The following is a 22,547-nucleotide window of genomic DNA, read 5'->3' as shown; positions in this document are numbered from 1 at the left end:
GGTGCTGTCGGGTGTCAGCGTTTGCGTCTGCGGCGGTGGCGGTCTGGTTGTAGGGGGATCGCGGGTAGGGAGTCGTCCTCGTCGCGGGTGAGGAGTTTGGTGGCGCGGTGGACGGTGTCGATCAGGGTGGGGTCGGTGGCTCGGCGGAGGACGGCTAGGCGTAGGCGGCTGTAGCCGCGGACCGAGACGGGGCGGCGGTGGCGGATGAGGTACTCGTCCAGTGGCTTGAGCTCGTCGGCCAGGGCGCGGTCGATCAGGACGGTGCCGGGGCGGGCTACCGAGGTCAGGCGGGCGGCGATGTTGACCACCGAGCCGTAGACGTCCCCGAAGCGGCTGAGGACTCGGCCGTAGGCCAGGCCCGCGCGCAGGGCCGGGAGGTCGGGGTCGGCGTCGGCGGCGGCGAGCAGGCCGAGGGCGATCTCGGCGGCGTCGCGCGGGGTGTCGGCGACGAACAGGACCTCGTCGCCGAGCATCTTGACGATGCGGCCGCGGTTGTCGGCCACCACCTCGGCGGTGATCGCATCGAACCGGTCGACGATGTCGACCAGGCCCGCGTCGTCGGTGCGGCGGGTCAGGGTGGTGAAGCCGACCATGTCGGCGAACCCGACGACGGCGGTGCGGTTCTCCTGGATCTCGCCGGGCCGGGCCAGGGCGCGGCCCGCGTGGGCGGACAGGTGGCGGCGCCACGCGTAGTCCTGCAGCCGCTCCAGCTCGGGCACCAGCCGCTCGATGAGGGCGGTGACGTGGCGCTCGTCGGTGAGCAGCTCCGGGTTGGCGGTCAGCACCTCGCGCAGGACGTCGACCTGCCACTCGGCCAGCCGGGACAGGTGCTGGCCCAGCATCCTCGCCGTCGCGGTGGCCGTGTCCGGGTCGAGCAGGCCCTGGTACATCAGGTCGTGCGTCGCGCGCAGCGCGTCGGCGTCGGCGTCGGTGAACACGACGGCGTCCTCGCCGACGGTGGCGAAGCCGAGCGAGCGCCACAGCGCGGTCGCCCGCTCCTGCGGCACGCCCGCCTTCTCGCACACCTGCGCACGGGTGTACTTGCGCTCCCCGCCGAGCAGCAGCTCCTCGACCCGCGCCGCCTGGTCGCTCACGTCGTGTGGACGATCAACACGTCGACGTCGGCCTTGCGGGCGGCCTCCGACGGCACCGAGCCCAGGATGCGGCCCGCGAGCGTGTTGAGCCCCCGGTTGCCGACGACCAGCAGGTCGGCCCGGTGGTCGTGGACGACCTTGGCCAGCGCGGGCACGGGCTCGCCGTCGACGACGACGGTCTCGATCGACGTCGCACCGGCCCTCCGCGCCCGCTCGGCGGCCGAGCGCACGGCCTCGTCGGCCGGGTTGGAGCCGACGACCTGGTAGGCGACGTCGTCGCCGAGGTCGTCCTGCGCCTTGCGCACGTCGCGCTCGCTGGCCGGGTGGTAGGCGCAGGCGATGACCAGCGTGGCCCCGGTGTCCGCGGCGATGCCCGCGGCCCGGTCGACCGCGCGGTACGAGGAATCCGATCCGTCGGTCCCGACGACGACGGTCTGGTAGGCGCCCATGGTCCTCCCTCGGTAGCTACTTGTGGGTAAAGGTACCCAGCACAACGAGACACGGGACTGCGGGACGCGCCACAATCCCGAGCCATGGACGCACTGCTCGCCGTGGCCGTCGCCGAGGCCAGGGCCGGGCTGGCCAGCGGGGGCATCCCCATCGGGGCCGCGCTGGTCGGGCCGGACGGCTCGGTGTGGGGACGCGGCCACAACCGCCGCGTCCAGGACGGCGACCCGTCCGCGCACGGCGAGACCTCGGCCTTCCGCGCCGCCGGACGCCGCCGGTCCTATCGGGGGACGACGATGGTGACGACCCTGTCGCCGTGCTGGTACTGCAGCGGCCTGATCCGCCAGTTCGGCATCACGTCGGTCCTGATCGGCGAATGCCGCACCTTCAGCGGCGGCCACGACTGGCTCGCCGAGAACGGCGTCTCCGTGCGCATCCTCGACGACCCGGAATGCGTCTCCCTGATGACCGACTTCATCGCGGCCCGTCCGGAGCTGTGGTTCGAGGACATCGGCGAGTAGCGGACACGACCACCCGGTCACCGGTGTTCGGGAGAGCCGGAGGCCGCCGCCCCTCGTCCCGGCAGGGTTGCCGACGACCGGCCGACGGAAGATGTCGGCTGGAGGCGCGGATGGAAAGGGCCACGCGGGCGCCAGGACGCGCTCCACACGGCGGACGGAGCAGGCGGTCGCGGCCGTCGGCTAGCGGCGGGGCGATTTCACCGGGGCCGACTTCTTGGTCTTCTCCCCGTCGTCCTTGGCCGCGTCCGGCACCGCCATCACCTGGGTCTGGCCGCCGTCGGGGTCCTTGGGCTCCCAGGACTCGCGAGGGGGGCCGGAGGTCTCCGAGGCGGGCTTCACCGGGGTCAGCATGGTGCGCGTGGGGGAGTTGTCGGCGGGGGAGCCGTCGACGGTGGTGGGGACGCGTTCCTCGGGCAGGGGGTCCAGCGCGGGGGCGGCGTCGGCCAGCTGCACGTGCGCGTCGGCGATGAGGTTGCGGGCGGCGTTCAGCTGGTCGGCAACGCGGGCCCGCAGCTGCCGCAGGGCGGCCACGCGCTGGGCGGCGTGGGAGATGCGGCGGTTGGACTCGTCCGTCGCCTCGCGGACGCGGCGGTGGGCCTCCGAGGTGGCCTCCTCCAGCCGCGCCTTCGCCTCGGTGATGGCCTCGTGGCGGCGGCGGTTGGCCTCCTCGGTGGCCTCCCGCACGCGGCGCTCGGCCTCGGACTTGCTGGTGGCCTCCTGCTCGGCCAGCGCGCGCATGGCCTCGGTGCGGCGGCCGGACATCGCGATCTCGAAGTCCTCCTCCACCTGCTCGCGGCGGCGCTGGGCGGCGGCGTCGAGCCGCTCGGCCTCCGCCCGCGCCTCGGCGACGGTGTGCTCGGCCTCGGCGCGGGCCTTGGCCAGCACCTCGCGGTGCTCGGCCTCCATCTCGGCGCGGCGCTTCTCCAGGTCGGCGAGCATGCGCTCGTAGCGCTGGCGCAGCTCGGCGCCGTCGGCCTCGGCCTTGGCCCGGATGTGGCCCGCCTCGGCCTCGGCGCGGGCCTTGGTCTCGGCGGCCTCCTCCTGGGCCAGGCGCAGCATGCGCTGCAGGCGCTCGCTCAGGCCTTCCAGCGTGGTGGGGGGCAGGGAGAGGCGGTCGACCTGCTTGCGCAGGTCGCCGATCTCCGTGCGGCTGTGTTCGAGCTGCTTGGCCAGGTCGGCCGCCTGCGCCACCGCCGCGTTGCGGTCGGCGTGCAGCAGCTGCAGTTCGGCCTCCATGCGCTCCAGGTGCTCGTTCACCTGCGCGGTGTGGTAGCCGCGCTTGGTGATGTCGAACCCGGGGCCCAGAGGCACCAGCTCGCGTTCCTCGCCCAGACCCATACCCACTACGCTACCCGGAAGGCCTGCGCCCTACGCTCCCTACACGCCCCGGAACCGGTTGATCTTGTCCAGGTGGCGCGCCCGCAGCTCGTGGTCGCGGACCCCGAGGCCCTCCTCCGGAGCCAGGCACAGCACGCCGACCTTGCCCTGGTGGGCGTTGCGGTGGACGTCCAGCGTCGCCTGCCCGGTCTCGGCCAGCTCGTAGGTCTTCGACAGCGTCGGGTGGATCAGGCCCTTGGCGATGAGCCGGTTGGCCTCCCACGACTCGCGGTAGTTCGCGAAGTGCGAGCCGATGATGCGCTTGAGGTTCATCCACAGGTACCGGTTGTCGTACTGGTGCATGAACCCCGAGGTCGACGCGCACGTCACGATCGTGCCGCCGCGGCGGGTGACGTACACCGACGCGCCGAAGGTCTCCCGGCCCGGGTGCTCGAAGACGATGTCGGGGTCCTCGCCGCCGGTCAGCTCGCGGATCCGGGCCCCGAAGCGCTGCCACTCCTTCGGGTCCTGGGTCTCCTCGTCCTTCCAGAACCGGTAGCCCTCGGCGTTGCGGTCGATGATCAGCTCCGCGCCCATCGCGCGGCAGATCTCGGCCTTCTCCGGGCTGGACACCACGCACACCGGGATCGCGCCGCCGTTGAGCGCGAACTGGGTGGCGTAGGAGCCGAGGCCGCCGGAGGCGCCCCAGATCAGCACGACGTCGCCCTGCTTCATGTTGGCGCCGTTGGTCGAGACGAGCTGCCGGTACGCCGTGGAGTTGACCAGCCCGGGGGAGGCGGCCTCCTCCCAGGTCAGGTGGTCCGGCTTCGGCATCAGCTGGTTGGCCTTGACCAGCGCGATCTCGGCGAGGCCGCCGAAGTTGGTCTCGAAGCCCCAGATGCGCTGCTCGCTGTCCATCATCGTGTCGTTGTGCCCGTCGGGGCTCTCCAACTCGACGTTGAGGCAGTGCGCGACGACCTCGTCGCCGGGCTTCCAGTTGTGCACGCCGGGGCCGGTGCGCAGCACGACGCCCGCGAGGTCGGACCCGACCACGTGGTAGGGCAGGTCGTGCCGCTTGGCCAGCGGCGAGACCTTGCCGTAGCGCTGCAGGAACTTGAAGGTGGACACGGGCTCGAAGATCGAGGTCCACACGGTGTTGTAGTTGATGGCGCTGGCCATCACGGCCACGAGCGCCTCACCGGGGCCCAGCTCGGGGGTCGCCACCTCGTCGAGGTGCAGCGACTTGCGCGGGTCCTTGTCGCGGGACGGCACCCCGGCGAACATCTCGACCTCGTCGGCGTGGACCGTGACCCCGCGATAGGTGTCGGGGACCGGCAACTCGCCGATCGTGTCCAGCTCATCGGCCATGATGGCGTCGAGGATCTTCTGCACGGCGCTCCTCCAGTGACGGCACGGGTTTGGTGGAGGTTACTGTCGAGTAGCGATTCAGAAGCGCACGATGTGAGCGATGGCACCCGATCGGTGGGACGGGATCCGCCGGTTGACCCCGTGTCGGGAGCGGCGGAGGATTTGAGCGGGATCTCCTGTCTCGGTGGAGGTGGTCTCGATGAGCACACCCGTGCACGCTCGCCCGTGGACCCGCCCGCACGACTGGGCGGAGGTGGTGTTGGGCCTGGTGGCGCTGCTGTCGCCGCTGTGGATGGCCACGGACACCGCCGCGACCTGGACCATGGTGATCCTCGGCGCCCTCATCGCCCTGGACGGGCTGGTGTCGCTGGCCCGGCCGGGCATGGTGGCCGGTGAGGCGATGCAGATGGTCCTCGGCGTCCTGCTGTTCATCTCGCCGTGGGTGATGGGCTACTCCGACCTGGAGGGCATCGCCTGGACGTCGTGGATCCTCGGCGCGCTGACCTTCATCGTCGGCGCCGCGGCCCTGCCGATGGCCCAGGCCGCGCACCGGATGGCGGGCTCGCACTAGGTGAGGTAGGACAACCGCGACCGGGGCGCGCCCCGGTCGCGGGTTGCCGTGTGTCGTACGGTCACCTCCATGGCAACCTCTACCGAGGAAACGAAGCCGAAAGGTTTTTTCGGACACCCACGAGGGCTGGCGAACCTCTTCGGCACCGAGATGTGGGAGCGCTTCTCCTACTACGGGATGCAAGCGATCCTGCTGTACTACCTGTACTTCAGCGTCAACGAGGGCGGTCTCGGCCTCGATGAGGCCGTGGCGGCCGGCATCGTCGGCGCGTACGGCGGATCGGTCTACCTGGCGACGATCGCCGGCTCGTGGGTCGCCGACCGCCTGTTCGGACCCGAGCGCACCCTGCTCTACAGCGCCGTCCTGATCCTCTGCGGCCACATCGCGCTGGCCGTCGTGCCGGGCGTCGCGGGCGTGGCCATCGGCCTGATCTGCGTGGCGCTGGGCTCCGGCGGGCTCAAGGCCACGGCGACGGTCCTCGTCGGCCTGCTCTACGCCGAGGGCGACGACCGCCGCGACGCCGGGTTCTCGATCTTCTACATGGGCGTCAACATCGGCGCGCTCGCCGGGCCGCTGCTGACCGGGCTCCTGCAGGACAAGGTCGGCTTCCACTGGGGCTTCGGCCTGGCCGCGGTCGGCATGGCGTTCGGGCTGGGCCAGTACATCCTGCAGCGGCGCAACCTGCCGCCCGCGGGCCGCGAGGTGCCCAACCCGATCGCGGGCGCCGAGCGCGTGCGGGCGTTCGCGGTCATCGCCCTGGGCGCGGCCGGCATCGTCGTGCTGGTCGTGACCGGCGTGGTCGGGCCGGACAACCTGGCGACCGTGGTCACCTGGGTCATCTCGGTGGCGGCCGTGATGCTGTTCGCGATGCTGCTGACGAGCAAGCGGGTGGACCGGGTCGAGCGGCAGCGGGTGGTGGCGTTCATCCCGATGTTCCTGGTCAGCTTCGGGTTCTGGTCGCTGTTCCAGCAGCAGTTCACCGTGCTGGCCATCTACGCCGAGCAGCGGCTGGACCTCGACGCGCTCGGCTTCTTCAGCATCCCGCCCGCGTGGTTCAACTCGGTGGAGCCGCTGTTCGTGGTGCTGCTGGCGCCGGTGTTCGCGGCGCTGTGGGTGCGCCTGGGCGACCGCCAGCCGTCGACGCCGATCAAGTTCGGCATGGGCGTCGCCGCGATGGGCGTGGCGTTCCTGGTGATGGCGCTGATGGGCTTCACCAAGGGCGACGGCGTGGTCAACCCGCTGCTGCTGGTGCTCGTCCTGGTGATCTTCGTGCTGGGCGAGCTGTGCCTGTCCCCGGTGGGCCTGTCCCTGTCGACGAAGCTGGCCCCGCGCGCGTTCGGCGCGCAGATGGTCGCGCTGTTCTACTTGTCCATCGCGCTCGGTTCCTCGGTGGCGGGCGCGCTGGCGGAGTACTACACCAAGGACAGCGAACCGGCCTACTTCGGCCTGCTGGGCCTGGGCGCGCTGGTCATCGGCGCGATCATGTTCGCGCTCTCCCCGGTGGTCAAGCGCCTGATGAACGGCGTGCGATAGCTCGAACCACGGGGTGGCGGCGGGCGCGGGCCGCCGCCACCCCGCTGGCCGTCACGGGGCGCTGTAGCCCACGGTGTAGGAGCCGGAGCCCGTGGCCGAGGTGATCCGGTAGACGTAGTAGCCGGACGTGCCCGTGTAGGCCAGGGTCTCGTCGGCGCTCGACGTCCGCGCGGAGGCGACCGTCTGCCAGGCCGAGCCGCTCCACTTCAGCAGTTCGAGGTCGAAGTTCGCGCCCGACGGGCCGTCCAGGCAGGCGCGGTGGGCGCCGGACGCGGCCTGGAAGTACGAGCCGTCGGGCTGGTAGGCGGAGCCGCCTGCCGACAGCGAGCCGGTGCGGGTGGCAGGGAAGGCGGTGCAGCCGCCGCCACCGCCGCTGATCCTCGCGGCGATCGCCCGGTCCATCACGTCCAGGCTCACCGAGTTGAACGGCTTGGTGATGTTGCGCATCAACGAGTCCTGGGACGGCCGGTAGATGCCGTACTCGTACTGGTGCCCGCCCTGGTACGCCCCGATCGTGCCGCCGTCGGGGGTCGTGCGGCCCAGGTAGGACGCCCACTTGCCGCCGCGCGGGTCGGTGGTGACGTTGGGCTCCCTCGGCTCGCCGCCCCGGTAGGTGGTGCCGGGCGTGTAGTACTCGTCGGCGAGGCCGCCGACGGAGTGGCCCAGCTCGTGGATGGCGATGCGGCCCGCCTGCTCGTTGCCGCCGGAGACCGTCGCCAGGCTCGGATAGCCCGCGCCGCCGTACTTGGTGGTGTTGCCCACCGCCACGATGGCGTCGACGCCGGGCGCCTGCGCTGCGTACGCCTGGGCCTTGGACTCGCTCAGGCACAGCAGCCGCTCGATGCCGCCGCACCAGAAGTGCATGTCCAGCGCGGTGTCGCGGTAGACGCCCTGTTGCGGGTCGTTGTCCACACCGGACTGGTTGGACACGACGTTGACCAGCCACACGTTGACCGAGCCTCGGTACTTGTTCCACGGCGCGGTCGCGGCGATCTCGGCCCACTTCGACTCCGCGTGCTGGCGCAGCAGGCCCAGCTGCGACGAGGTGTAGCCGTCGCCGACGATCACCATGTCGAAGCGCGAGTCGGACGGGCCGGTGTCCTGGATCGGGATGACGTCGGCGGCCTGCGCCTGGACGGTGTCCTGCGGGGTGAGCGGCGGGTCGACCTCGACGGGGACGCGCACCCGGGTGATGGCGCCGTCGGGGGAGAACACCTCCCGCCATTCCGTCGCGACGGGCTGAGACACCGCGGGCAGGGGTGTCAGGCCGACGGCGGCTGCCAGCGCCAGGGCCGGGTAGAGGATGCGCATGGGAACGCCTCCGGGGGTAAGGGGCAGGGTAGAGCCCTACCGTTCCCAGTCGCGGCGTCGCCGGAAAATCCCAGTGGGGATAACTGGGGCGCTATGGATCTGTCGGGACCGCGCCCGTGCGTCCTATCCTGCGGGTCGATGGAGCTGGAACTGCGTCATCTCACGTCCCTGTGCGCGATCGCCGACGCGGGCAGCGTGTCCCGGGCGGCCGCGCTGCTCGGCGTGTCCCAGCCAGCGCTGACCGCCCAGCTGCAGCGCGTCGAGCGGGAGCTGGGCGCCCAGGTCTTCGTCCGCGACCGCAAGGGCGTCACCCCGACCCCGCTGGGCCAGTCCCTGCTCACCCGCGCCCGCGGCGTCCTGCTGGCGATGGACGAGCTGCGCCGCGACTCCGACCGCCGCGGCCTCGCCGCCGGTCCGGTCGTGCGGCTGGGCGGGATCGCGGGCGCGGTGTCGGTGGGCCTGGCCGACCGGCTCAGCGACCAGCTGCCCGACGCCGAGGTGCACCTGCGGACGGAGTACTCGCCCCGGGTGCTGTGGGACCTGCTGATGGCGAGCCGGCTGGACGCCGCCGCGCTGGTGGACTACCCCGGTTTCGCGCTGCGCCCGCCCGCGACCGTGCTGTCGCAGGTGATCGCGGTGGAGCCGGTGTTCGTGGCGATGTCCGAGCGGCACCGGCTGGCCGACCGCGCGTCGGTGGCCCTGTCCGACCTGGCCGACGAGCCGTGGGCGCTGACCCCGTACGACGGCGCGGGCTGGCCGGACTGCTTCTACGCGGTGTGCGGGGAAGCGGGCTTCACCCCGCGCGTGCTCTACACCGTCTCCGACGGCACCCCGATCCGCGAACTCGTCGCCACGGGCCGCGCGGTCACCCCGTGCCAGGCCGTCTTCGCCTGCGGCAACGGCGTCCTGGTCAAACCCCTGGAGGGCGACCCGGTGCGGATGCGCCACATCCTCGCCTGCCGCGCCGACAGCCCACTGGCGGAGAACTTCGACGTCGTCCTCCGCCTGGCCTGCGACGCGTATTGGGCCTACGCCCAGCGCCGCCCGGACTACCTGTCCTGGTTGGGGAACTGATCGTCCGGGCGGCCGCGGCGCTATCGGGGCTTAGGGAAACCCTCGCCCAGCCAGGACACCCAGCGGGCGCGGTGCTCGTCGGGGTTGGTGGCGGGGCCCTCCTGCGGGGGCTCGGGCAGCTCGTAGCCCGCGGCCGCCAGATCGCGGGCGATCTCGGTGATGGCGGCGAACCAGGAGTCCTCGACGGCCTCGACGACGCCGGTCGGGCCGTCCAGGCGCAGGGCGTACTCCAGCCAGCCGTGGTGCCACCAGGTGAGGGTGGCGCGGACCGGCCTGCCGTCGCGGGTGAGGGTGATGTCGGCGGTGTTCATGACGGCGGTGCTCAATGCGCCTCCCCGGGCTCGACCAACTCGACCAGGACGCCACCGGCGTCCTTCGGGTGCACGAAGTTCACCTTGCTGCCCGCGGTCCCGCGCCTCGCCTTCTCGTACAGCAGGCGCAGGCCGTTGGCGCGCAGGGCGTCGGCTGCGGCTTCCACGTCGGTTACCCGGTAGGCCAGCTGCTGCAACCCCGGGCCGCTTCGGCCGATGAACTTGGCGATCGTCGACTCCGGCGTGAGCGGGGCCAGCAGCTGGACGGCGGTCCCGGCGCCGTCGTCGCCGGGGGCGCGCATCATGGCCTCGCGGACGCCCTGCTCCTCGTTCGTCTCCTCGTGCGCGCAGACGAGGCCGAAGTTGTCACGGTAGAAGGAGATGGCCACGTCCAGGTCGGGCACGGCGATGCCGACGTGGTCCACCGCGGTCACGAACTGCTTCAGCGCTTCCGGCATAAGAAGACGATACGACTACTCGCCGGTAACTTTTCCTGTGCGGCTACTCACACAGCCCCGTGTCGAGGCGGTCACGCGCGAGTATGGTGCCGGTTAACGCTCGTTCGCTCTCGTCGCCTAGGAGACCGCTGTGTCCGGAAGCGTCATCGTCGCGGGGGCCCGCACCCCCATTGGCCGTCTGCTCGGCTCCCTGAAGGACTTCACCGGCGCGCAGCTCGGTGGCATCGCCATCAAGGCGGCCCTGGAGAAGGCGGGCGTCAAGCCCGAGCAGGTCCAGTACACGATCATGGGCCAGGTGCTCACCGCGGGCGCGGGCCAGATCCCGGCCCGGCAGGCGGCCGTGGCCGCGGGCATCCCGATGACCGTGCCCGCCCTGACCATCAACAAGGTCTGCCTCTCCGGCCTCGACGCCGTCGCGCTGGCCGACCAGCTCATCCGCGCGGGCGAGTTCGACATCATCGTCGCGGGCGGTCAGGAGTCGATGACCCAGGCGCCGCACCTGTTGCCCAAGTCCCGCTCCGGCTTCAAGTACGGCGACGTCACGATGCTGGACCACATGGCGTACGACGGCCTGTTCTGCGCGTTCGACCAGGTCGCCATGGGCGCGTCCACGGAGAAGGTCAACGCCCGCTACGGCCTGACCCGCGAGGAGCAGGACGCCTTCGCCGCCGCGTCGCACCAGCGCGCCGCCGCGGCCATCAAGGAGGGCCGCTTCGCCGAGGAGCTGGCGCCGGTCAGCATCCCGCAGCGCAAGGGCGACCCGGTCGTGTTCGACACCGACGAGGGCGTGCGCGCCGACACCACCGCCGAGGGCCTGGCCAAGCTGCGCCCGGCGTTCGCCGCCGACGGCACCATCACCGCGGGCTCGGCGTCGCAGATCTCCGACGGCGCGGCCGCCGTGGTCGTGATGAGCAAGGCCAAGGCCGAGGAGCTGGGCCTGACCTGGATCGCCGAGATCGGCGCGCACGGCGTCGTGGCCGGTCCGGACGCGAGCCTGCACGAGCAGCCGTCCAACGCGATCAAGGCGGCGCTGGCCAAGCAGGGCCTGCAGGCCGCCGACCTGGACCTGGTCGAGATCAACGAGGCGTTCGCCGCGGTCGGCGTCGTCTCGACCCGCGAGCTGGGCGTCAGCCCGGACATCGTCAACGTCAACGGCGGCGCGATCGCGCTCGGCCACCCGATCGGCGCGTCCGGCGCGCGGGTCCTGGTGCACCTGGCCTACGAGCTCAAGCGCCGCGGCGGCGGCGTGGGCGCGGCCGCGCTGTGCGGCGGTGGCGGCCAGGGCGACGCGCTGATCATCACCGTCCCGAAGGGCTGAGCTTGGCCCGCCAGGTCGACGTCGCTGACCTGGTCGACCGCGCGCGGCGGCAGGAGCCGCGCGCGGTCGCCCGGCTGATCTCGCTGGTCGAGGACGCCAGCCCGCAGCTGCGCGAGGTCGCTGCCGCGCTGGCCCCGCTGACCGGCCGCGCGCAGGTCGTCGGGCTGACCGGGCCGCCCGGCGTCGGCAAATCCACCACCACCTCCGCCCTGGTCAGCGCGCTGCGCGCGGCCGGGAAGCGGGTCGGGGTGCTGGCCGTGGACCCGTCGTCGCCGTTCTCCGGCGGGGCGCTGCTCGGCGACCGCATCCGCATGCAGGACCACGCCACCGACCCGGGCGTGTTCATCCGCTCGATGGCCACCCGCGGCCACCTCGGTGGGCTGAGCTGGGCGACCCCGCAGGCGCTGCGCGTGCTCGACGCTGCCGGGTTCGACGTCGTGCTCATCGAGACCGTCGGCGTTGGACAGTCCGAAGTGGACGTCGTCGGGCTGGCGGACACCACGCTGGTGCTGCTGGCGCCGGGGATGGGCGACGGCATCCAGGCCGCCAAGGCGGGCATCCTGGAGATCGCCGACGTGTTCGTGGTGAACAAGGCCGACCGCGACGGCGCGGACACCACCGCCCGCGAGCTGAAGTACATGATCTCGCTGGGCCGCCGCGAGATCAGGGGCGCCAGCTGGCGGCAGCCGATCGTCAAGACCGTCGCCTCCCGAGGCGAGGGCGTCGACGAGGTCATCACCGCGATCGACCACCACCGCGACTGGACCCGCGCCCACGGCGAGTGGCACGACCGCCGCGCCGCCCGCGCCCGCACCGAGATCGAGGCCATCGCCGTCGCCGCCGTCCGCACCCGCCTCGGCGACCTGCACGGCGGCGACGCCATCGACGCCCTCGCCAAGCGCGTCATGACCGGCGACCTCGACCCGTACACCGCCGCGGACGCGCTGGTGGACGGCATCTAGCCCGCCGGTTCGGTCACTGCCAGTACGGCGCGTCCGCTCGGAGCACCGGGCCGCAGGAGCCGCGGGGCATGCTCGCGGCGGCGTTCCAGTGGCCTGCGGCCGTCTGGGCCGCCGCGCGGACGGCGGCGAGGCGCGCCGGGTCGGGGACGGCGTCGCGGCGGACCCACTTCTCGCGGTTGCCCCGGCCCTGCATGATCAGTTCGTAGTCGGCGGTCATGCGGGGGTCGGTGAAGAGGCCGGTGGCCTTCGCCCAGGTGCCGTGGGCGGTGATGAACGTGGGCTTGGCCTCGGTGAAGACGTAGTCGCGCAGGCCCGCCATGTCCTCGGCCGACCAGAGCTCGGCGATGCGGCGGTGGGCGAGGCCTGCGAGGTCGATGATCTCCAGTTCGCTGGTCAGCGCCGCGCCGCCGATGTCGGGGACGAGCAGGGAGCCGTCGCGGACGTCGAGCAGGCGGGCGTAGGTGTTGAACTCCCAGCCGTCGATCTGGGCGATGACGCACGTGGGCACCGTCGGGCCGGTGCGGAAGCGGTCCATCGCGTCCCACCACAGCGTCACCGACTGGGCCAGGCCGAGCACGCCCACCACCGCCACCACGACCCGCCCGCGCACAGCGAGCCCCGACAGCACGTGCGCGCCCGCCACCGCGACGGTCAGCGCGGCCAGGGGCCAGACGGGGGTGGCGAAGCGGAACTGCGCCATCCAGTCCTGGGCCAGCACGCCGTACGCGGTCACCGCAAGGCCGAGCGGGACGGCCAGCGCGATGAGGCCGTTGCGGTGCGGTGACGGCCGCAGCAGGGCCGCGCCGACGAGCACGACGCCCGCCAGCAGCGTCAGCCAGCCCACGTACCCGAGCATGTCGGCGGGCTTGGCCAGGTCCTCCACGGTCGGCACGCCCTGCGACTTCGCCAGCGCCGTGTTGGGCAGCAGCGCGCCGAACGTCAGCCAGCGCCAGACCAGGTAGAGGCCGACGGGCACGGCGAACACGGCCAGCCCGAGCAGCACGCGCTTGACCACCTCGCGCAGCGTGTCCCGCCGCAACAGGATGAGCACGACCAGCGCGTACGTGCCCGCGTAGATGAGCCCGTCCGGACGGGTCAGCGCCGCGATGGCGGCGAGCAGGCCGGTGATGACCGCCGTGCGCGGCCGCAACAGCTCGTCGCGCGTGACGGCACGGGCGAGCACCGCGGCGATCGCGACGGCGCTGAACGCCAGCAGCGAGTTCTCCAGCCCGGAGAACGTCCAGATGGCGAACGACGGCACCAGCGCGGTGACCGTGCCCGCGGCGATCGTGACCACCGCCGGTCTGCTGGTCAGCGCCGACGCCGCGACGTGGAACGCGGCGAAGGCGCCCGCCGCCAGCAGCAGGGCCAGCGCCTTGGGGAACAGCGCGTAGTCGGGGACGCCGAACCAGGCGCCGGAGTCGAACAGCCCAACCAGGCGGCCCAGCGACAGCAGTCCCAGCCAGGCCGGGTTGGAGTAGCCCTCGACCGGGTCGACGCCCGCCTGCAGGACCGGTCCGGCCCCGGAGGTGATCGACCGGGCGTAGGCGAACGTGATGGCCGCGTCGTCGACGATCCACCGACCGTAGGCGAGTCCGTGCAGCCCGAGGACGGTTGTCGGGATCAGGACGGCGATGCCTGCCCTGACTCGGGGTGGCAACACCCGGGCAACTCTAGAGGGTGACTGAATCGTTCACCCGATTCGGGTAATGCGATCTTGTTCTGGCACTAGCCTCGCCGGCATGACCGACACCACCGCCGCCATCGAGGTCGAGGACATCCGCAAGTCCTACGGCGACCTCAGGGCTGTCGACGGCGTCTCGTTCAGCGTGGCCGAGGGCGAGTTCTTCGGCATCCTCGGGCCCAACGGCGCGGGCAAGACGACGACGTTGGAGATCATCGAGGGACTGCGCGAACCGGACTCCGGTCACGTGCGACTGCTGGGCGAGAACCCGTTCCCGCGCAACCCCGGGCTGCTGCCGCGCATCGGCGTGCAGCTGCAGGCGTCGGCGTTCTTCGAGAAGCTCACCGCCCGCGAGCAGCTGGAGACCTTCGCCGCGCTGTACGGCGTGGACGGCGAGCGCGCCAGGGAGATGCTGGACCTGGTCGGCCTGGCCGAGAAGGCCGACACCCGCGAGGAGAAGCTCTCCGGCGGCCAGCGCCAGCGGCTGTCGATCGCCTGCGCGCTGGTGCACGACCCGGACATCCTGTTCCTCGACGAGCCGACCGCGGCGCTGGACCCGCAGGCGCGGCGCAACCTCTGGGACGTGCTGCGCGCGATCCAGGAACGCGGCAAGACCATCGTCTACACCACCCACTACCTCGACGAGGCCGAGATCCTCTGCGACCGCGTGGCGATCATGGACCACGGCCGCGTCCTGGCGCTGGACCCGCCCGCCTCGCTCATCCGCGGCCTCGACGCGCCGACCCGGGTGTCCCTGGAGCGGGGCACGCTCGGGATCGATGACGCCCGCGTGCTCGCGGGCGCCGACGACGCGCACGAGGACGAGCAGTCGCTGACCATCACCACCCGCACCCCGGCGCCGCTGCTGTCCGCGCTGGCCGAGCGCGGGACCCTCGACGGACTGCAGGTGCGCACGGCGACCCTGGAGGACGTGTTCCTCAGCCTGACCGGACGGGAGTACCGCGCGTGACCGCCTTCAAGAGCCTGTCCAGGGCGATGGCCAAGGGCTACTACCGGGACAAGGCCACGCTGTTCTTCGCGTTCGTCTTCCCGCTGATGTTCCTGGTCATCTTCGGCCTGCTGTTCCGCGACGGCGGGGACGAGAAGATCAAGCTCGGCGTCGTCGGCGACGGCCCGGTCGTGGTCGCGCTGGAGAACACCGGCGCGGTGGAGATCGTCAGGCCGGGGCTGGACGAGGGGCTGAAGCAGGTCCGCGAGGGCGACCTGCCCGGCCTGGTCGAGGTCGACGGCGACAGCGTCGAACTGCACTACGCCGCCAGCGACCAGGCCCGCGCCGGGCTCGTGCAGGGTCTGGTGTCCGGCGTCACGCAGCACGTCAACGTCCAGGCGACCGGGCAGCCGCCCGCGTTCGCCTACTCCGCCGCGCAGGTCGAGGACTCCTCGCTCAAGCCCATCCAGTACCTGACGCCCGGCATCCTCAGCTGGGGCATCGCGATCACCGCGGTGTTCGGCGCGTCGCTGTCGCTGGTGAGCTGGCGCAGGAAGCAGGTGCTGCGGCGGCTGCGGCTGGCGCCGGTGACGGTCGGCACGGTGCTCTCGGCGCGGATCGTGGTGACGATCGCGGTCGCGGCGCTGCAGGCGCTGCTGTTCGTCGCCGTCGCGCTGCTGCCGGTGTTCGGGTTGCGGCTGTCCGGGACGTGGTGGCTGGCGATCCCGGTGTTCCTCAGTGGAATCCTCGCCTTCTTCGCGATCGGCATGCTCGTCGGGGCGTTCTGCAAGACGGAGGAGGCGGCGTCGGGCGCGGCGAACATCGTCGTGCTGCCCATGGCGTTCCTGTCCGGCACGTTCTTCCCCGTGGACGTCGCGCCCGGCTGGGTGCAGGCGGTGTCGCTGGCGTTCCCGTTGCGGCACATGAACGACGGCATGCTCGCGTTCCTCGTCCGGGGCCAGGGCGCGGAGGCGCTGCTGCTGCCGTGCGGTGTGCTGCTCGCGTTCACCGTTGTGGTGTCCGCCATAGCCGCCAAGGTCTTCACCTGGGAGGACAGCTGACCCCGACCCCGGCGTGAGGGCGCTCACGCCGCACACTGGGGTCCATGCAGGCTGCCGCACTGTTCCGGATCGTGTCCCTGGCCGAGGCCGTCTCCTGGCTGGGGCTGCTCACCGGCATGTTCTTCAAGTACGTCACGGAGACCGGCGCGCTCGGGGTGAAGGTCTTCGGCCCGATCCACGGCGCGGTCTTCGTGGCGTACGTCGCTGTGGCGTGGTTCACGGCGCGCAAGCTGGACTGGGACCGCAGGGCGACGCTGTGGGCGTTCGCGTCCAGCGTCCCGCCCCTGGCGACCCTCCTCTTCGAGCGCTGGGCCCTGCGCACGGGCAAGCTCGACCCGGTCGCCCTGCGCCGCCGGTTCTGACCACCGCCACTGACGGACCCCGGGGCGCAGAACAGCGCGTCCACTGTGGTCCGCCAGATCGACGGTGACCGCTGCGCGTGCAAGGGCCCGAACCCGCAGGGAAACCTCGAACGCGATGTGGACCATGCATCCGATCAGCAAGCCGGGTTCTTGAGGGGAGGGTCCGCTGTGGACGTCTACGTCGAGAACCAGAACCATGAGCGGTCGCTCGCGGGCGCCGACGTCAATCGGAGGTTCGCCCGGATCCTCAGCGCCGCGGCTCCGTCGAGCCTGCAGGACTCCTCGAAGAGGTCCCCCGCAGGCGCGGATACCTCTGGATCTGCGGCGACTGACCGCGTGGAGCCGGGGGCCGGTGTGGATCACACCGGCCCCTCGGGCCGGTGCACGCGGGGTCAGCCCCAGCGGCGGAAGCCGCCCTCGGTGTTGATGACCTGGCCGGTGATCCAGGCGGCGTCGTCGGTGGACAGCCAGGCGATGAGGCGGGCCGGGTCGTCCGGCTCGCCCCAGCGGCCCGCGGGGAAGCGGCGGCGGACGGACTCGCGGGCCTCGGCGGAGGCGTAGCCGGTGTCGACCGGGCCGGGATTGACGCAGTTGACCGTGATGTTCGCCTCGGCGAGCTGGTCGGACAGGGTGCAGGTGATCGACGCCAGCGCGCCCTTGCTGGCCGCGTAGGCGACCTCGCCGGGCATGGGGCCCAGGTCCTGGCCGGACGTCATGAAGACGATCCGGCCGCCCGCGCGCCCGTCGTGCTGGGCGGCGAAGGCCTGGGCCAGCAGGATCGACGAGCGGGCGTTGACCGCCCAGTGGCCGTCCAGCATCGCCGGGGTCAGCTCGCCGAGCGCGCCGTCGCCGCCGCTGCGGGCGTGGTTGCAGACGAGGATGTCGATATGGCCGAACGCGGTGAGCGCGGCGTCGAACAGGCGTCGCGGGGCGTCCGGGTCGGCCAGGTCGAACTCCGCGTGCTCGACGCGCACACCCCCCATGTCGGCGGCGATCGCCTGCGGGCCCGCGGGGTCCGCTCCCCAGGGCTGCGCGCGGTCGTGCGGGGAGTAGTGGTGCAGGAACAGGTCCGCGCCCAGCCCCGCCAGCCTGCGCGCGGTGGCGTGGCCGATGCCCGCCCGCCTGCTCACGCCGGTCACCAGCGCGACCCTGCCGTGCAGGTTCACCGACATGCGAACACCCCGAATCGTCCGGTCAGGCGGAACACCCCGTCGCGGGCGATCGTATGGCGCACACGCGCGGCGGCCACCTCAATAAACGCTGACCAATCCAGGCCCGCGGGCAGGTCCATGCCGTCGCGGACGCTGTCGACGTAGGCGATCACCGCGTCGGCGTCCGGGATCAGCACGGGCCGCTCGTAGCGGACCACCTCGACCTCGGCGAACGCCGCGCGCAGGACCGGCCCGTCGTCCACAGTGAACCGTCGGGGCTCGCGGAACAGGGGCGGCGGGGGCGCGCCGGTCAGCTCGCGGACCGAGTCGGCCCACAGCGCGTCCAGCTCGGGCTTGTCGTCGTGCCCGTTGGTGGCCGCGACGAGCACGCCGCCGGGGCGGATCACCCGCCGCAGCTCGGCGATCGCGGCCGGGATGTCGGGGGCGTGGTAGAGCATGTGCATGGCCAGCGCGGCGTCGACCGACGCGGTGCGCAGCGGCAGGGCGCAGACGTCCGCGCGAGCCTCGCCCGCCATGCTCGCGGAGAGGTCCATCGGGATCACCCGCAGGTCGGGGCGGTGCGCGCGCAGGTGGGCGGTGTGGCGGCCGGGGCCGCAGCCGATGTCGAGGACGGCGCCGCGCACGTCGCGCAGCAGGTCGGCGGCCACGGCGGGCAGGTCGACGGGGTCCTCCTGCCAGCGGTAGACGCCCTGGCGGGCGGCGAGGTTGTCCCGGGCCGCGTACTGCCGCAGCGACCTCGCGCGCTGGTCCATCAGTCCTGGAAGTCGCCGGTCGCCTTGCGGACCTTGGCCAGCAGGTCGGTCAGCTGGGTGGTCTGCCGGTCGGTCAGGCCGCGCAGGCCGAAGTCGATCGCGGTGACCGCCGCCGTCGCCTCGGCCCGCCGCTCGCGGCCCGCCTCGGTGATCTCGGCCAGCGTGGTGCGCCGGTCGGTGGGGTGCGGGAGCCGCCGCACTAGGCCGTCGGCCTCCAGCCGGTCGACGATGTTGGTCACGCTGGTCGGGTGCAGCTGCAGCCGCTCGCCCATGACCCGCATCGGCAGGCTGCCCCGGCGGGCGAAGGTGAGCAGCACCAGCGCCTCGTACCGGGCGAAGGTCAGCCCGTGCGGCTTCAGCGCGGCGTCCACAGCGGACTGCACGATCTGCTGGACCCGCATGATGCTGGTGACCGCGGCCATGGCGGTGGAATCGCCGATGCGCTCGGCCCACAGCTCCGCGGCGCGGGCGATGGGGTCGAACGGCAACGTGCGCGGCCTCATGCGCCTGAACCTACCAGCGCGAACCGATCAGTAGCCCCCGGGCGGCGGCTCGAACTCCGCCCACACGCCCAGCAGGCGGACCGGTCTGACCAGGTCGAAGCGCTCGAACGCGGTCAGCGCCGCGGCCGCGATCGCCGCGCCGTCCGAGGTCGGGCCGGGCAGGGTGAGGCTGCGCGTGCGGGTCAGGAACGGCGCGAACCGGGCCTTCACGCCCACCCGGACCGCCGGGCGGCCCTCGGCCGCGACGTCCCCGGCGACCCGTTCGGCGAGCGCGGCCAGCTCGCGGCGCAGGTCGTCGGGGTCGGTCAGGTCGTGCTGGAAGGTCGTCTCGCGGCTGTGCGAGCGCGGCACCCACGGCGTGGCGCTGACCTCGGTGGAGCCCGCGCCCAGGGCGAGCGTGCGGTACCAGGGGCCCATGCGCGGGCCCAGGACGAGCAGGTCGTCCGGATCGGCCCTGGCCAGCTCGGCGACGGTGGTGTAGCCGAGGTCGGCGAGCTTGCGGGCGGTGCGGGTGCCGATGCCCCAGAGCGCCGTCGTCGGCCGCTCGGCCATGACCTCGAACCAGTTGTCCCTGGTCAGCCGGTAGATCCCGGCGGGCTTGGCGAAGCCGGTGGCGAGCTTGGCGCGCAGCTTCGTGTCGCCGACGCCGACCGAGCAGCTGAGGTGGGTGCGGTTCCACACCGCGTCCTGGATGCGGCCCGCGAGGTCCTCCGGGTCGTCGGTCTCGGCGCCGACGAACGCCTCGTCCCAGCCGAGGACCTCGACGACGACGTCGAACTCCCGCAGGGTGGCCATCACCTCGGCCGAGGCGTCGTCGTAGGCGGCCGGGTCGGAGGGCAGGAAGACGGCGTCCGGGCAGCGCTTGGCGGCCGTGCGCATCGGCATGCCGGACCTGATGCCGTACTCGCGGGCCTCATAGGACGCCGTCGCGACCACCGACCGCAGGGTGGGATCGCCCGCGCCGCCGACGACGACCGGCCTGCCCGCCAGCTCCGGGCGCCGCAGCAGCTCGACCGCGGCGATGAACTGGTCGAGGTCGACGTGCAGAATCCAGGACCCCACCGGGCTAGTGTGCGCCCGTCAGCCGTATCCCGACAGGAGGTGCCCGTGCTCGTCGCGTTCAGCGTCAGCCCGCTCGGCGGGGAATCGGAGAACGTCGGCCGCGCGGTGGCCGAGGCCGTGCGGGTCGTCCGCGAGTCCGGTCTGCCGCACGAGCTGTCCAGCATGTACACCACGATCGAGGGCGAGTGGGACGAGGTGATGGCCGTGGTGCGGCGGGCCACCGACGTGCTGCTGGCCAAGTACCCGAGGGTGTCGCTCGTGCTCAAGGCCGACATCCGGCCGGGGCACACCGGCCAGCTGACCGCGAAAGTGGCCAGGGTCGAGGAGTACCTGGCGGAGTAATGTCGGCGCGGTGACCACGCCGCGCGAACTCTGGCTGTGCTTCGAGCCCTACCACGACGTCGTCTACTTCACCCCGGAGAGCCGCGCCGCCGCCGACGCGCTCGGCTGCAAGGGCGGCTGGATGGGCTACTTCGGCATGCGCGCCGCCCCGCTCGGCGCGGCCCCGGAATGGCTGATCACCAGCGTCTTCTACAACTTCCACCCGTCGCGGGTCGCCAGGGCGGTGCCGGAGGTGTGGGACATCGCCACGCCCGCGCAGTTCCTCGACGCCCGGCTCAGCGGCGTCGACGGCGCCCTGCGCAGGCTGCTCGGCGACGAGGTGACCGGCGACGACCTCGCCGAGGCGGCCGAACTGGTCGTCGCGGCGGCGGGCGCGGCCCCGACGGCGGGCCGCCCGCTGGGCGCGGCCAACGCGGCCCTGCCGCTCCCGGCCGAGCCGCACCTGACGCTGTGGCAGGCCGCGACCACCCTCCGCGAGTCCCGCGGGGACGGGCACATCGCCGCGCTGGTCACTGCCGGGCTGGACCCGTGCGAGACCCTGGTGCTGTTCGCCGCCGAGCACGGCCTGACACCCGAGTACATGCAGCAGGCCCGCAACTGGCCGGTCGAGGAGTGGACGGCGGCCCGCACCCGCCTCACCGAACGCGGCCTGCTGGACGACTCCGGCCTGACCCCCGACGGCGCCGCCGTCCGCGAGACGGTCGAGGTCCTGACCGACGAGGCGGCCGCGGCCCCGTGGGACCACCTGGGCCCGGAGGCCACCACCCGCCTTGTCCGCCTGCTGGCCCCGCTGTCCCTGCGGATCGCCAGGGGCAACGAGGCCATGCGCGTCAACCCGATGGCGCTGGCCCCGGAGACCGAACTCGAACGCCTGGTCGCCGAGACATAGCCCGGGGGGCCGCCGGGTCCGCGGTGGTCGTCGGGCGGTGGCGTTTCCCGGTGGTCGCCCGGCGTGGCGCCGCGCTGGTCGGCAGGTTGGGCGGACGTTCTGTGGATGCGTGGCCGTCGCCCGCGGGGTCGGGGCCGGTGTCGTCGTGGGTCAGGCGGTGGTTGCCTGATCGTGCGGCGGCGTTCGGTGGGTGTGGGAGTCCGCAGCCCCTTCGGGACTGCGGCATGCCAAGATGAAAACCGTGACCAGGCCCGACCCACGCAACACCGCAGCGCTCTCCGCCGCTTTGTCCAGGGCGGTTGACCTTTCCGCGCTCAAAGCCCGTGCCGACGCCGCCCGCACGACCCCCGCGGGGGGCAAGCAGCAGCAGGCGCCCGCAGGCGATCACGTCGTCGATGTGACCGAGGCCACGTTCCAGGCCGAGGTCGTCGAGGCGTCGATGCAGGTGCCGGTGATCGTCGCGTTGGGGGCGAGCTGGTCGGGGCAGGCGCAGCAGCTGGTCGCCCTGCTGGAGAAGCTGGCCGCCGAGTTCGGCGGCGCGTGGCGGCTGGCCAAGGTCGACATCGAGACCAGCCCGCGCGTGGCCCAGCTGTTCGGGGTCCAAGCGGTCCCGATGACCGTCGCGGTCGCCGCGGGCCAGCCGATCGAGGCGTTCGGCGACATCCCGCCGGAGCCGCAGCTGCGCCAGTGGCTGGGCAGCCTCGTCGACGCGCTGCGCGACCGCCTGCCCGGCATCCGCGAGGCCGAGGCCGCCGGGGGCGGCCAGGAGGCCGCCGAGCCCGAGCCCGACGACCCCAGGCTGACCGCGGCCGAGGACGCCCTCGACCGCGGCGACTACGCCGCCGCCGAGGCCGCCTACCAGGCCATCCTCGACTCCGAGCCCGCCAACGAGCACGCCGCGGCCGCGCTGACGCAGGTCCGCTTCATGGCCCGCACCCAGGCCACCGACCCCTCGGTCATCGTGCGCGCCGACACCTCGCCGGACGACTTCGAGGCGCAGCTGGCCGCGGCCGACCTCGAGGTGGCGGGCCATCAGGTGGAGAAGGCCTTCACCCGCCTCATCGCCGCCGTCCGCCGAGCCTCGGGCGACGACCGCGACAAGGTCCGCGGCCACCTGGTCGGCCTGTTCGACCTCTTCGCCCCGGACGACCCCCGCGTCGCCAAGGCCCGCCGCGACCTGGCCAGCGCCCTCTTCTGAGCCGTCCGAGCCTGCCAAGGCTCGGACCAGCCGCCTGCGCGTCGGTCGATCGGAGGCCCCTAGCCTCGGTTGCCGATTGGCCTTGGTTGCTGATCGCTGTCTGCGCATCGGTGGCAGGGCCTGGGCAGGGCGTCCTTCTGAGTCCGGGTCGGGTCGGCTGTTGGGGGGCGGGCTCTTGGTCGTGTTGGTCGCGGCCTGGCCCCGGTGACTCGCGACGCGAAGGCCCGCCGGAGCTGACCAGCGCCCCCGTCGAGTCCGGGTCGCCTGCGACAGCCCGGGGTTCGGCGG

General features: G+C 72.7%; 24 protein-coding genes. 12 read left to right on the top strand and 12 right to left on the bottom strand.

Features of this window, described 5'->3' with window-relative positions:
• Window positions 1–14: 14 nt before the first annotated feature.
• Window positions 15–1,094 carry an adenylate/guanylate cyclase domain-containing protein gene (locus Actkin_RS25485; protein ID WP_189213513.1) on the bottom strand — a complete coding sequence of 360 codons (1,080 nt, stop codon included), beginning with the start codon at window positions 1,092–1,094 and terminating at the stop codon, window positions 15–17.
• Window positions 1,091–1,543, bottom strand: coding sequence for a universal stress protein (locus Actkin_RS25480; protein ID WP_189213512.1), 453 nt, complete (start codon window positions 1,541–1,543; stop codon window positions 1,091–1,093). Before Actkin_RS25480 ends, Actkin_RS25485 begins: the two co-directional genes overlap by 4 nt.
• Window positions 1,544–1,627: 84 nt before the next feature.
• Here Actkin_RS25480 and Actkin_RS25475 point away from each other — a divergent pair, with 84 nt between their 5' ends.
• Window positions 1,628–2,062, top strand: a complete 435-nt coding sequence (locus Actkin_RS25475) for a nucleoside deaminase (RefSeq protein ID WP_189213511.1) — start codon at window positions 1,628–1,630, stop codon at window positions 2,060–2,062.
• A 180-nt stretch (window positions 2,063–2,242) separates the two neighbouring features.
• On the opposite strand, the gene Actkin_RS25470 is transcribed toward Actkin_RS25475, so the two are convergent.
• Together Actkin_RS25470 and ccrA are read right to left on the bottom strand one after the other, a co-directional pair.
• Window positions 2,243–3,400, bottom strand: a complete 1,158-nt coding sequence (locus Actkin_RS25470) for a coiled-coil domain-containing protein (RefSeq protein ID WP_189213510.1) — start codon at window positions 3,398–3,400, stop codon at window positions 2,243–2,245.
• A 39-nt stretch (window positions 3,401–3,439) separates the two neighbouring features.
• Window positions 3,440–4,747: a crotonyl-CoA carboxylase/reductase gene (ccrA, locus tag Actkin_RS25465; protein WP_258907990.1), complete on the bottom strand. Its 1,308-nt coding sequence runs from the start codon at window positions 4,745–4,747 to the stop codon at window positions 3,440–3,442.
• A 199-nt stretch (window positions 4,748–4,946) separates the two neighbouring features.
• Between ccrA and Actkin_RS25460 the strand changes: the two genes are divergently transcribed.
• Both Actkin_RS25460 and Actkin_RS25455 read left to right on the top strand, forming a co-directional pair.
• The gene (locus tag Actkin_RS25460; RefSeq protein WP_189213509.1) at window positions 4,947–5,318 is read left to right on the top strand and encodes an SPW repeat protein; all 372 of its coding nucleotides are present in this window, start codon (window positions 4,947–4,949) and stop codon (window positions 5,316–5,318) included.
• 69 nt (window positions 5,319–5,387) lie between these two features.
• The gene (locus Actkin_RS25455) at window positions 5,388–6,851 is read left to right on the top strand and encodes a peptide MFS transporter (RefSeq protein WP_258904510.1); all 1,464 of its coding nucleotides are present in this window, start codon (window positions 5,388–5,390) and stop codon (window positions 6,849–6,851) included.
• Between the two features lie 51 nt (window positions 6,852–6,902).
• Here the strand turns inward: Actkin_RS25455 and Actkin_RS25450 are convergent, their stop codons facing one another.
• Entirely contained in the window at window positions 6,903–8,162 is a 1,260-nt protein-coding gene (locus tag Actkin_RS25450; RefSeq protein WP_189213507.1) for a M64 family metallopeptidase, read from the bottom strand.
• Between the two features lie 138 nt (window positions 8,163–8,300).
• On the opposite strand from Actkin_RS25450, the gene Actkin_RS25445 reads away from it, so the two are divergent.
• A complete protein-coding gene (locus Actkin_RS25445; protein WP_258904509.1) occupies window positions 8,301–9,236 on the top strand; it encodes a LysR family transcriptional regulator in 936 nt (311 codons plus the stop codon).
• 20 nt (window positions 9,237–9,256) lie between these two features.
• On the opposite strand, the gene Actkin_RS25440 is transcribed toward Actkin_RS25445, so the two are convergent.
• The gene (locus tag Actkin_RS25440) at window positions 9,257–9,562 is read right to left on the bottom strand and encodes a hypothetical protein (RefSeq protein WP_258904508.1); all 306 of its coding nucleotides are present in this window, start codon (window positions 9,560–9,562) and stop codon (window positions 9,257–9,259) included.
• Entirely contained in the window at window positions 9,559–10,005 is a 447-nt protein-coding gene (gene mce, locus Actkin_RS25435; protein ID WP_189213504.1) for a methylmalonyl-CoA epimerase, read from the bottom strand. The genes Actkin_RS25440 and mce overlap by 4 nt, the downstream gene beginning before the upstream one ends.
• A gap of 130 nt (window positions 10,006–10,135) precedes the next feature.
• Between mce and Actkin_RS25430 the strand changes: the two genes are divergently transcribed.
• Complete coding sequence (locus tag Actkin_RS25430; protein WP_189213503.1) at window positions 10,136–11,323, top strand: acetyl-CoA C-acetyltransferase; 1,188 nt, start codon at window positions 10,136–10,138, stop codon at window positions 11,321–11,323.
• 2 nt (window positions 11,324–11,325) lie between these two features.
• Window positions 11,326–12,285 carry a methylmalonyl Co-A mutase-associated GTPase MeaB gene (gene meaB, locus Actkin_RS25425; RefSeq protein WP_189213502.1) on the top strand — a complete coding sequence of 320 codons (960 nt, stop codon included), beginning with the start codon at window positions 11,326–11,328 and terminating at the stop codon, window positions 12,283–12,285.
• Window positions 12,286–12,298: 13 nt separating this feature from the next.
• On the opposite strand, the gene Actkin_RS25420 is transcribed toward meaB, so the two are convergent.
• Window positions 12,299–13,948 carry a hypothetical protein gene (locus Actkin_RS25420; RefSeq protein WP_258904507.1) on the bottom strand — a complete coding sequence of 550 codons (1,650 nt, stop codon included), beginning with the start codon at window positions 13,946–13,948 and terminating at the stop codon, window positions 12,299–12,301.
• A gap of 79 nt (window positions 13,949–14,027) precedes the next feature.
• Between Actkin_RS25420 and Actkin_RS25415 the strand changes: the two genes are divergently transcribed.
• The 3 genes from Actkin_RS25415 to Actkin_RS25405 are packed head-to-tail and all read left to right on the top strand — an operon-like array spanning window position 14,028 to window position 16,341.
• Window positions 14,028–14,939 carry an ABC transporter ATP-binding protein gene (locus tag Actkin_RS25415; RefSeq protein ID WP_189213500.1) on the top strand — a complete coding sequence of 304 codons (912 nt, stop codon included), beginning with the start codon at window positions 14,028–14,030 and terminating at the stop codon, window positions 14,937–14,939.
• Window positions 14,936–15,979, top strand: a complete 1,044-nt coding sequence (locus Actkin_RS25410) for an ABC transporter permease (RefSeq protein ID WP_258904506.1) — start codon at window positions 14,936–14,938, stop codon at window positions 15,977–15,979. The genes Actkin_RS25415 and Actkin_RS25410 overlap by 4 nt, the downstream gene beginning before the upstream one ends.
• Window positions 15,980–16,023: 44 nt before the next feature.
• Window positions 16,024–16,341 carry a DUF3817 domain-containing protein gene (locus tag Actkin_RS25405; protein ID WP_258904505.1) on the top strand — a complete coding sequence of 106 codons (318 nt, stop codon included), beginning with the start codon at window positions 16,024–16,026 and terminating at the stop codon, window positions 16,339–16,341.
• 392 nt (window positions 16,342–16,733) lie between these two features.
• On the opposite strand, the gene Actkin_RS25400 is transcribed toward Actkin_RS25405, so the two are convergent.
• From Actkin_RS25400 to Actkin_RS25385, 4 genes are read right to left on the bottom strand one after another with little or no spacing between them, the layout of a single operon-like run.
• Window positions 16,734–17,513 carry an SDR family oxidoreductase gene (locus Actkin_RS25400; protein ID WP_258904504.1) on the bottom strand — a complete coding sequence of 260 codons (780 nt, stop codon included), beginning with the start codon at window positions 17,511–17,513 and terminating at the stop codon, window positions 16,734–16,736.
• Window positions 17,504–18,265: a class I SAM-dependent methyltransferase gene (locus Actkin_RS25395; protein ID WP_258904503.1), complete on the bottom strand. Its 762-nt coding sequence runs from the start codon at window positions 18,263–18,265 to the stop codon at window positions 17,504–17,506. The genes Actkin_RS25400 and Actkin_RS25395 overlap by 10 nt, the downstream gene beginning before the upstream one ends.
• On the bottom strand, window positions 18,265–18,768 hold the full coding sequence (locus tag Actkin_RS25390; protein ID WP_189213495.1) for a MarR family winged helix-turn-helix transcriptional regulator: 504 nt from the start codon (window positions 18,766–18,768) through the stop codon (window positions 18,265–18,267). Before Actkin_RS25390 ends, Actkin_RS25395 begins: the two co-directional genes overlap by 1 nt.
• Window positions 18,769–18,795: 27 nt before the next feature.
• Window positions 18,796–19,830 carry a DNA polymerase IV gene (locus tag Actkin_RS25385; protein ID WP_189213494.1) on the bottom strand — a complete coding sequence of 345 codons (1,035 nt, stop codon included), beginning with the start codon at window positions 19,828–19,830 and terminating at the stop codon, window positions 18,796–18,798.
• 45 nt (window positions 19,831–19,875) lie between these two features.
• Here Actkin_RS25385 and Actkin_RS25380 point away from each other — a divergent pair, with 45 nt between their 5' ends.
• The 3 genes from Actkin_RS25380 (at window position 19,876) to Actkin_RS25370 (ending at window position 22,259) form a co-directional block, all read left to right on the top strand.
• A complete protein-coding gene (locus Actkin_RS25380; protein ID WP_189213493.1) occupies window positions 19,876–20,172 on the top strand; it encodes an MTH1187 family thiamine-binding protein in 297 nt (98 codons plus the stop codon).
• Between the two features lie 10 nt (window positions 20,173–20,182).
• Window positions 20,183–21,061, top strand: a complete 879-nt coding sequence (locus Actkin_RS25375; protein WP_258904502.1) for an SCO6745 family protein — start codon at window positions 20,183–20,185, stop codon at window positions 21,059–21,061.
• 232 nt (window positions 21,062–21,293) lie between these two features.
• Window positions 21,294–22,259, top strand: a complete 966-nt coding sequence (locus Actkin_RS25370) for a tetratricopeptide repeat protein (RefSeq protein ID WP_189213491.1) — start codon at window positions 21,294–21,296, stop codon at window positions 22,257–22,259.
• Window positions 22,260–22,547: the final 288 nt, after the last annotated feature.

Source organism: Actinokineospora sp. UTMC 2448 (assembly GCF_024760565.1).
Classification (GTDB): domain Bacteria; phylum Actinomycetota; class Actinomycetes; order Mycobacteriales; family Pseudonocardiaceae; genus Actinokineospora; species Actinokineospora fastidiosa.
This window is presented reverse-complemented; position numbering and strand designations above follow the sequence as displayed.

Excerpts from the sequence above, each read along its gene's own strand:
- Actkin_RS25480 (WP_189213512.1), bottom strand. The coding sequence starts at position 1,543 with ATGGGCGCCTACCAGACCGTCGTCGTCGGGACCGACGGATCGGATTCC.
- Actkin_RS25475 (WP_189213511.1), top strand. The coding sequence starts at position 1,628 with ATGGACGCACTGCTCGCCGTGGCCGTCGCCGAGGCCAGGGCCGGGCTG.
- Actkin_RS25470 (WP_189213510.1), bottom strand. The coding sequence starts at position 3,400 with ATGGGTCTGGGCGAGGAACGCGAGCTGGTGCCTCTGGGCCCCGGGTTC.
- ccrA (WP_258907990.1), bottom strand. The coding sequence starts at position 4,747 with ATGGCCGATGAGCTGGACACGATCGGCGAGTTGCCGGTCCCCGACACC.
- Actkin_RS25460 (WP_189213509.1), top strand. The coding sequence starts at position 4,947 with ATGAGCACACCCGTGCACGCTCGCCCGTGGACCCGCCCGCACGACTGG.
- Actkin_RS25455 (WP_258904510.1), top strand. The coding sequence starts at position 5,388 with ATGGCAACCTCTACCGAGGAAACGAAGCCGAAAGGTTTTTTCGGACAC.
- Actkin_RS25450 (WP_189213507.1), bottom strand. The coding sequence starts at position 8,162 with ATGCGCATCCTCTACCCGGCCCTGGCGCTGGCAGCCGCCGTCGGCCTG.
- Actkin_RS25445 (WP_258904509.1), top strand. The coding sequence starts at position 8,301 with ATGGAGCTGGAACTGCGTCATCTCACGTCCCTGTGCGCGATCGCCGAC.
- mce (WP_189213504.1), bottom strand. The coding sequence starts at position 10,005 with ATGCCGGAAGCGCTGAAGCAGTTCGTGACCGCGGTGGACCACGTCGGC.
- Actkin_RS25415 (WP_189213500.1), top strand. The coding sequence starts at position 14,028 with ATGACCGACACCACCGCCGCCATCGAGGTCGAGGACATCCGCAAGTCC.
- Actkin_RS25405 (WP_258904505.1), top strand. The coding sequence starts at position 16,024 with ATGCAGGCTGCCGCACTGTTCCGGATCGTGTCCCTGGCCGAGGCCGTC.
- Actkin_RS25400 (WP_258904504.1), bottom strand. The coding sequence starts at position 17,513 with ATGTCGGTGAACCTGCACGGCAGGGTCGCGCTGGTGACCGGCGTGAGC.
- Actkin_RS25395 (WP_258904503.1), bottom strand. The coding sequence starts at position 18,265 with ATGGACCAGCGCGCGAGGTCGCTGCGGCAGTACGCGGCCCGGGACAAC.
- Actkin_RS25390 (WP_189213495.1), bottom strand. The coding sequence starts at position 18,768 with ATGAGGCCGCGCACGTTGCCGTTCGACCCCATCGCCCGCGCCGCGGAG.
- Actkin_RS25370 (WP_189213491.1), top strand. The coding sequence starts at position 21,294 with ATGAAAACCGTGACCAGGCCCGACCCACGCAACACCGCAGCGCTCTCC.